Source organism: Oliverpabstia sp. (assembly GCF_022785585.1).
Lineage (GTDB): Bacteria > Bacillota > Clostridia > Lachnospirales > Lachnospiraceae > Oliverpabstia > Oliverpabstia intestinalis.
Map to the genome: position 1 here is coordinate 1 of NZ_JALFPR010000015.1, position 8096 is coordinate 8096.

An 8096-nucleotide genomic window follows, 5' to 3' on the forward strand; every position below is an offset into this window, starting at 1 on the left:
CCCCCGATCCCTCTCGCGTCCCTATAGGAAAACTAATTTTCAAGATTTACAGTAACGGAATATTATGCTCTTCCGCCAGTTTCACCGTCTCCTCCGGCCATAACGAACAGTGAACCTCTCCGATATGAGCCTTCCGCAGATAAAACATACAGATACGGGACTGTCCGATACCGCCACCGATCGTAAACGGCAGTTCATCATTCAAAATAGCTCTCTGGAAATCCATTTCCGCACGTTCCTCACAGCCACAAACCTCCAGCTGATGCTTCAGAGCAGCTGCATCCACACGGATACCCATGGAAGAAAGCTCCAGAGCGATATCCAGAACCGGATAATAAACGATGATATCACCGTTCAGCTCCCAGTCATCATAGTCCGGTGCACGACCGTCGTGTGGTTCGCCGGATGCCAGCATCTTACCGATCTGCATGATGAACACGGCACCCTTTTCCTTCACAATCTTATATTCACGATCCTTGGGAGAAAGACCAGGATACATATCTTCAAGTTCCTGGGAAGTGATAAAGAAAATATCCTTCGGAAGAATCTCTTCGATATAATCATACTGAATTGCCATGTATTTTTCAGTCTTCTTCAGTGCAGAATAAACGGTGCGGACAACATCTTTTAAGGTGTCCACATTACGCTCTTCCCGTGTAATGATCTTTTCCCAGTCCCACTGATCCACATAGATGGAATGGATATTGTCGGTATCTTCATCACGACGGATGGCAACCATATCGGTATACAGTCCTTCTCCATGTGCAAAACCATACTTTTTCAGTGCATAACGTTTCCATTTTGCAAGAGAATGTACGATCTCAGCTTTCTGATCCGGTGATTCCTTGATATCGAAGGTAACCGGGCGTTCTACGCCGTTCAGATTATCGTTCAGACCGGATGAAGGATCTACAAAAAGCGGTGCGGACACACGCAGCAGATTCAGGCGGTCAGAAAGGGTTTTCTGAAAAAAGTCTTTTACGGTCTTAATACCAACCTGTGTATCGTGAAGCGACAATGCAGGCTGATAATTTTCCGGAATAATAAAATGTTCCATAACAATCCTCCTCAAATTTGAAAGGCATCCAGCTAAGAATCACGGCAGACACCAACAACTCTTTACCTGTCTACCCCGGTATTATGGTAATATTATAGCAGAAAACCCCCCGAATACAACAATTGATTTTACTATACCCATGCCAAAACATTCCGCGGGATATTACCAGTGAACAGTAACCGGAATATCGCGTATGCACAGTAAGGATCAATTCTGCCTTGTAACTTAACATCAATTGTGCTACTGTAGTAAGCAGAGTACGTTTGGAAAGGTCGGGAAACGGGATGGAACAGGAAAAAATACTTGTGGTTCTTCCTGTAAAAGAAGAACATAAAGAACGAATCAGAAATGCAGCACCGGACGCAAAGACAACTTACTGCCTGGAAGCAGAGGTGACAAAAGAACAGGTGCAGGATGCAAATATTATTATCGGAAATGTGAAACCGGAATTCTTAAAAGATTCTCGGAATCTGCGCTGGATACAGTTAAATAACGCCGGAACAGAAGGATTTTGTGTACCGGGTATTCTGCCAAAACAGGCACAGCTGACCAATGCAACCGGAGCGTATGGAATGGCGATCTCCGAGCATCTGATCGCGATGCTGTTTGCACTCCAGAAACGCCTGGACATTTACCAGAACCAGCAAAAAGACCACCACTGGGAGAAACAGACCCATATGATGGTTACAGAGGGAAGCCATGTCCTGGTGATCGGTCTTGGAGATATCGGAACGACATTTGCAAGAAAAATGAAAGCACTGGGCGCGCATGTGACAGGTATCAGAAAGAGCCGGAAACCGAAGCCTGAATATGTGGATGCACAATACACGATGGAAGCACTGCCGGAACTTCTGCCGCAGGCAGATATTGTGGCACTGAGCCTTCCGGGATACAGTGACACCAAAGGCATCATCGGTGAGAAAGAATTACACCTGATGAAAAAGAATACTATTCTGTTAAATGTAGGCCGCGGAACTGCGATTGACAGTCTGGCTCTTGCGAAAGCCCTGCAAGAGAGAGCGATTTATGGGGCAGGTCTTGATGTCACAGACCCGGAACCACTGCCGGAAGATCATCCGCTGTGGGATGCGCCGCATTGTATCATTACGCCACATGTGTCCGGCGGATATGCACTGCCGGAGACACTGGAAAAGATTCTGGAACTTTCCATCGAAAATCTGGAACGTTATGAAAAAGGAGAAACCCTCCACAATATCATCGACTTTTCTACCGGATATGTGAAAAGATAAAAAAAGGCATTGGAAAAGTTGCATAAAAAACAAAATAAAAAAAGAGAAGAATTTTCAGGGTTCTTCTCTTTCCTTTTGTAGGTAACCGTGTTATACTGTTGTCTACAATATGTTGACTAAAATAAAAGAAAGATACTATATATAGTAGTGAGGAGCGGGAACAATGGTATATATTATCAAGAAAGACGGCACCAAAGAAGAGTTTGATGCCAGTAAGATCAAGCGTGCGGTCAATAAGTCAGCCGGCCGTGTAATGTATCGGTTTACCGATGATGAGATTAATTTTATCTGCAAATATGCAACTGACCGGGCGGAAGCGATGTCAAAAGAGCGAAAAGGCGGAATCCTGATCCAGGATATGCACAACATTGTGGAAGGTGCCCTGGAACAGGTGAATCCTGCAGTAGCAAAAAGTTACCGCGATTACCGGAATTATAAAGTGGACTTTATCCACATGATGGATGAGGTATATACAAAGAGCCAGTCCATCCGTTACATCGGTGACAAAAGCAACGCGAACACCGACAGCGCGCTGGTGGCAACCAAGCGAAGCCTGATCTTTAATGAACTGAACAAAGAATTATACAGAAAATTCTTTATGAACCGGAACGAACTGCAGGCATGTAAAGATGGCTATATCTATATTCATGATCAGTCTGCCCGTCTGGACACGATGAACTGCTGTCTGTTCGATGTGGGATCCGTTCTGCGTGGCGGATTTGAGATGGGAAATGTCTGGTACAATGAGCCGAAGACACTGGATACCGCATTTGACGTTATGGGGGATATTATCCTCAGTACCGCAGCTCAGCAGTACGGCGGATTTACTGTGCCGGAAGTAGATAAGATCCTGTCTCCGTATGCACAGAAAAGCTATAACAAATATTATGAAGAATTCCTGAAATATTCCGATCCGTCCTGGGAAGGAAGAGAAGAAAAGGGTCGTGTATATGCCTGGGAAAAAGTCTGCCGTGACTGTGATCAGGGATGGCAGGGAATTGAATATAAATTAAATACCGTTGGTTCCTCCCGTGGCGACTATCCGTTTGTTACTGTGACACTGGGACTGGGAACGGGAAGATTTGAAAAAATGATCTCAAAATCTCTGCTGAAAGTCCATATGGGCGGACAGGGAAAAGCCGGACATAAAAAACCGGTACTGTTCCCGAAGATTGTGTTCCTGTATGATGAAGAGATCCATGGAGATGGAAAAGAATGTGAAGATGTCTTTGAGACAGGTGTTGCCTGCTCTGCAAAAACCATGTATCCGGACTGGCTGTCCATGAGTGGCCAGGGATATATTTCCAGCATGTACAAAAAATACAAAAAAGTAATCAGCCCGATGGGGTGCCGTGCCTTTTTAAGTCCGTGGTATGAGCGTGGCGGTATGGAACCGGCAGATGAAAACGATGAGCCTGTCTTTGTCGGTCGTTTCAACATCGGTGCGGTCAGCCTGCATCTTCCGATGATCCTGGCAAAAGCCCGTGCAGAGAACACAGATTTTTATGAAGTTCTGGATTTCTATCTGGAGATGATCCGCGGACTGCATAAGAGAACATACGATTACCTTGGTGAGATGCGTGCTTCCACGAATCCGCTGGCATACTGTGAGGGCGGTTTCTACGGAGGTCATCTGAAACCATCCGATAAGATCCGTCCGTTACTCCGTCCGATGACAGCTTCCTTCGGTATCACAGCACTGAATGAACTGCAGGAACTTTATAATGGTAAATCCATTGCCGAAGACGGAGAATTTGCACTGGAAGTGCTTCGTTATATCAATGATAAGATTAATGTATACAAAAAAGAGGATCAGATCCTGTATGCAATTTACGGAACACCGGCTGAGAGCCTTTGCGGTCTGCAGGTAGAGCAGTTCCGCAAGATGTACGGTATCGTGCGCGGGGTATCCGACCGTCCGTATGTGAGCAACAGTTTCCACTGCCACGTAACTGAGGATATTACTCCTATCCAAAAACAAGATCTGGAAGGAAGATTCTGGGAACTGTGCAACGGTGGTAAGATCCAGTATGTCAGATATCCGATTTCCTACAATGTACATGCTATAAAAGCACTGATCCGTCGGGCGATGAATCTGGGTTATTATGAGGGTGTGAATCTGTCGCTGGCCTACTGCGACGATTGCGGACATCAGGAGCTCGAGATGGATGTCTGCCCGGTCTGCGGTTCCAGAAACCTGACCAAGATCGACCGTATGAACGGATACCTGTCCTACAGCCGTGTTCACGGAGATACCCGTCTGAACGATGCCAAGATGGCGGAGATCGCGGACAGAAAGTCAATGTAAAAACATCAGAAATAATAATATAGAAATAATATGATAAGAAGAAATCCGTAAAATTCTGAACAGAAATCAGTTGTTTTACGGATTTTTTCCTTGTATTTGCAACCTGGTGCCTGACAGTATCCAAAGAAGGGCAGGGAGGAATAAATTCTGCGCATCACGAAGCGCGTTACAGGAAACGGAGTGAACAATCATAAATATACAGAAAATAAAAGGCGTATCTGTGAATTATATAGACAAAATCCACAGGATTATTTATACTTGATATAGATGTGCAAACAGGAGGGTACCAGTATGGGGGAAAAGACAGTTGATATGACGAAAGGGAGCATCTTGCCGAAGATGATTCGGTTTGCACTGCCGGTGCTTCTTGGGATGCTGTTTCAGAGAATCTATAATTTTGTAGATGTTTATATAGTAGGAAGATATCTCGGAGATGAGGCACTTGCTGCGGTCAGTATCGCAGGTGGAGCCATGTATCTGCTGTTTTCGATTATGATGGGCCTGACGACAGGAGTAAGCGTGGTGGTTTCGCAGTATTATGGCGGCGGGGATGAGAAAAAAGTGACAGAAACCTTTGTTTCTTCTATCTACGTGGCGGTTGTATCTACGCTGATCATTACAATTGCGGGACTGATCGGGGCGCGACCGCTTCTGAGGATCTTGCAGACCTCGAATGATCTGATTGACCAGGCAACGGTATATCTGATGGTTGTATTTGCCGGAGCAGTGGGAACGATGCTGTATAACTGGATCTCGGCGGTGCTGCGTTCTTTGGGGAATTCGGTGGTGCCGCTGGTATTCCTGATTATTTCGAGTGTGCTGAATGTGATTCTGGATATCGTCTTTGTGGTCTGGATTCCGATGGGAGTAGCAGGGGCGGCATTTGCAACGGTTCTGGCACAGTTGTTGTCCGGGATCGGATGTCTGGTTTATGCATGGAAGATCCTTCCGATTCTTCAGTTTACGAAAGAGGAACTGCGCTGCGACAGGGAGCTGGTAAAACAGATGTTGATTTACGGTGTACCGACCGGTCTGCAGATGAGTATTATCTCAGTGTCCGATATGACTTTACAGGCAATGGTCAATACTTACGGAACTGCTCTGATCGTGGCCTATGGTGTCTGCATCAAAGTGGAAGGTGTGGGATGGCAGATGGCGGAAGCCATCGGAACTTCACTGGGAACCTTTACCGGACAAAATGTAGGAGCAAACCATCTGGATCGTGTGAAACAGGGAGTCAGATGTGCCTATCTGATGAATGCAGTCTGTTATGGAATATTCTGTCCGGTAATCTGGTTCTTTGCCCGTCCGATCATGGAAGCATTTACCGGCAATCCGGAATCGATCCGTTACGGTGTGGAATATATGAAGATCTTCAGCTGCTTCTTTTTTGTGGGCGGTATCCTAGTGGTTTATCATAATATCCTGCGGTCGGCAGGAGATGTAACCATCACCGTACTGATGGGAGTCAGTGAAATCATCACCCGAATCGGTTGCACCTTCCTTTTTACTGCTGTTTTTGGATACTATGGGCTGTGGTGGGTATCTCCGCTGACCTGGTGTTGCGCGATGCTGGTTGGTTGTGTCCGGTATTATTCAGGAAAATGGAAAAAGAAGGTACAGCTTCAGAGAGGAGAAAGTATACATGGGTAGAAAAAGAAAACCAAAAATGGAATACCGTTATTATGAAATTCCGGCAGGAAGTCCGGTGCTTGCTTTACTGGGGGATAAATGGGTGCAGAATTACGGAAGGGAGATTGATTATCTGCATTTTCATAATCATCTGGAAGTTGGGTTTTGCTATTATGGGGAAGGCACAGTTACTTTCAAAGAAGAAAACCTACCCTTTGACGGAAATATGTTTACGGTGGTACCGAAGAACTTTCCGCATACTACAACCTCTACGGGAGACAGTATCAGTTACTGGGAGTGGCTGTTTATTGATGCGGACAAATTCCTGAGGGAAGTTTATAAAGATAACCCCAGGATGGCACAGAAAGTGATCGATCGCGTGAATAAGAGAGCACATTTTGTGAGCGTTCAGGATAAACCGCAGATCGGAGCCCTGGTGCAGCAGATCATTGTATGTATGCGGGAAAGAAAGGAATTCTATCTGGAAGAAGTGAAAGGACTGATACTGGCTTTTCTTTTACAGGTGGCAAGGTGGAATCGGGAAGAAGCGGAAAAGGCAGAATTCGAGACGGGAAATACCAGTCTGATCACACCGGCGATTGACTATATCAGCGAATGCTGTGACCGTCCGATCAAGGTGGAGGAACTGGCTGCGATGTGCCATATCAGTGAAACGCATCTGAGAAGGGTATTTCGTGACTGTATGCAGATGTCGCCTGTTGAATATATCAATTGGGTTCGAATTCGCACAGCATGTGGGGAACTGAAGCGTACAAACGATACGGTGGGAGATATTGCTGTACGATGTGGCTTCTCCACATTATCCACGTTCAACAGGAATTTTCACAGGATTATGGGCATTTCGCCACAACAGTGGAGAAAGGATCCGGAACATTTTGAACGGAAATTGTTGAATTATGATATAAAAGCCAAAAAAGGGTGGTGAAAATCGTCAAAATACCTTAAATGGATGAAAATGCACAAAATCCTGTTAAATATGAGTACACATGCAGGAAAAGTATGGTATAATGTGTACATAATGATTCACAGAAAGTTCAAAAACTGTACACATTCACTAATGGGAAAAGCGAGTGAGAGATGCCGGTTTTTGGCAGAGTGAACAAATACATATCAGGAGGATATACATTTATGAAAAGAAAAATTGTAGCAGTTGTATTAGCTTCCACAATGGTGCTTGGTTTAGCGGCATGTGGCGGTGGAGATGCTGGAACAACAGACACAACAGGCGGAGATGACGCAGCAGCAACAAATGAAGCGGGCGGAGATGATGCCGATGTGAAAGAAGGAAGTTCTGATGATGAAAACACACTGACTGTTTGGACATGGGATCCGAACTTCAACATCTACGCAATTGAAAAAGCAGCAGAGATCTATGAAAAAGATCATCCTGGATTCAAAGTAGACGTAAGCGAGATCAAATCCGACGATATCGAAACAAGACTGACAACAGCTGTTTCTGCAGGAGATCTGAGCACACTGCCTGACATTTTCCTGATGCAGGATAACTCCTTCCAGAAATATGCTACCAACTATCCGGACATCTTCACAGACCTGACAGATTCCGGAATCGACTTCAGCCAGTTCTCACAGGCGAAAGTTGCTTACTCCACACTGGATGGTAAGAACTATGGTATCCCGTTTGATAACGGTACTGTTATCGAGTGCCTGCGTACCGATATGCTGGAAGAAGCCGGATACACAATAGACGATTTCACAGACATTACATGGTCTGATTTCATGGAAAAAGCAAAAGTTGTTAAAGAAAAAACCGGTCAGCCTATCCTGACATCTCAGGCTGGTTCACCTGACCTGGTAATGGAGATGCTGC

The 8096-nt window shown here is 45.3% G+C and carries 6 protein-coding genes; 5 read left to right on the forward strand and 1 reads right to left on the reverse strand.

Annotated elements, in window-relative coordinates:
- Positions 1–46: 46 nt before the first annotated feature.
- Positions 47–1057: an aspartate--ammonia ligase gene (gene asnA / locus MSA64_RS00585; RefSeq protein WP_117525022.1), complete on the reverse strand. Its 1011-nt coding sequence runs from the start codon at positions 1055–1057 to the stop codon at positions 47–49.
- A 284-nt stretch (positions 1058–1341) separates the two neighbouring features.
- Here asnA and MSA64_RS00590 point away from each other — a divergent pair, with 284 nt between their 5' ends.
- The 5 genes from MSA64_RS00590 to MSA64_RS00610 form a co-directional block, all read left to right on the forward strand.
- On the forward strand, positions 1342–2307 hold the full coding sequence (locus MSA64_RS00590) for a D-2-hydroxyacid dehydrogenase (RefSeq protein WP_277663575.1): 966 nt from the start codon (positions 1342–1344) through the stop codon (positions 2305–2307).
- Positions 2308–2470: 163 nt separating this feature from the next.
- Positions 2471–4615, forward strand: a complete 2145-nt coding sequence (nrdD, locus tag MSA64_RS00595; protein ID WP_277663576.1) for an anaerobic ribonucleoside-triphosphate reductase — start codon at positions 2471–2473, stop codon at positions 4613–4615.
- A 291-nt stretch (positions 4616–4906) separates the two neighbouring features.
- Positions 4907–6268, forward strand: a complete 1362-nt coding sequence (locus tag MSA64_RS00600; protein WP_287890118.1) for an MATE family efflux transporter — start codon at positions 4907–4909, stop codon at positions 6266–6268.
- The gene (locus tag MSA64_RS00605; protein ID WP_287890120.1) at positions 6261–7193 is read left to right on the forward strand and encodes an AraC family transcriptional regulator; all 933 of its coding nucleotides are present in this window, start codon (positions 6261–6263) and stop codon (positions 7191–7193) included. The genes MSA64_RS00600 and MSA64_RS00605 overlap by 8 nt, the downstream gene beginning before the upstream one ends.
- A 203-nt stretch (positions 7194–7396) precedes the next feature.
- The coding region (locus MSA64_RS00610; protein WP_287890122.1) for an ABC transporter substrate-binding protein at positions 7397–8096 on the forward strand (700 nt) is incomplete at its 3' end.

What these genes read in the sequence shown, in the direction of transcription:
- MSA64_RS00600 (WP_287890118.1), top strand. Translation starts at nt 4,907, where the DNA reads ATGGGGGAAAAGACAGTTGATATGACGAAAGGGAGCATCTTGCCGAAG.
- asnA (WP_117525022.1), bottom strand. Translation starts at nt 1,057, where the DNA reads ATGGAACATTTTATTATTCCGGAAAATTATCAGCCTGCATTGTCGCTT.
- MSA64_RS00590 (WP_277663575.1), top strand. Translation starts at nt 1,342, where the DNA reads ATGGAACAGGAAAAAATACTTGTGGTTCTTCCTGTAAAAGAAGAACAT.
- nrdD (WP_277663576.1), top strand. Translation starts at nt 2,471, where the DNA reads ATGGTATATATTATCAAGAAAGACGGCACCAAAGAAGAGTTTGATGCC.
- MSA64_RS00605 (WP_287890120.1), top strand. Translation starts at nt 6,261, where the DNA reads ATGGGTAGAAAAAGAAAACCAAAAATGGAATACCGTTATTATGAAATT.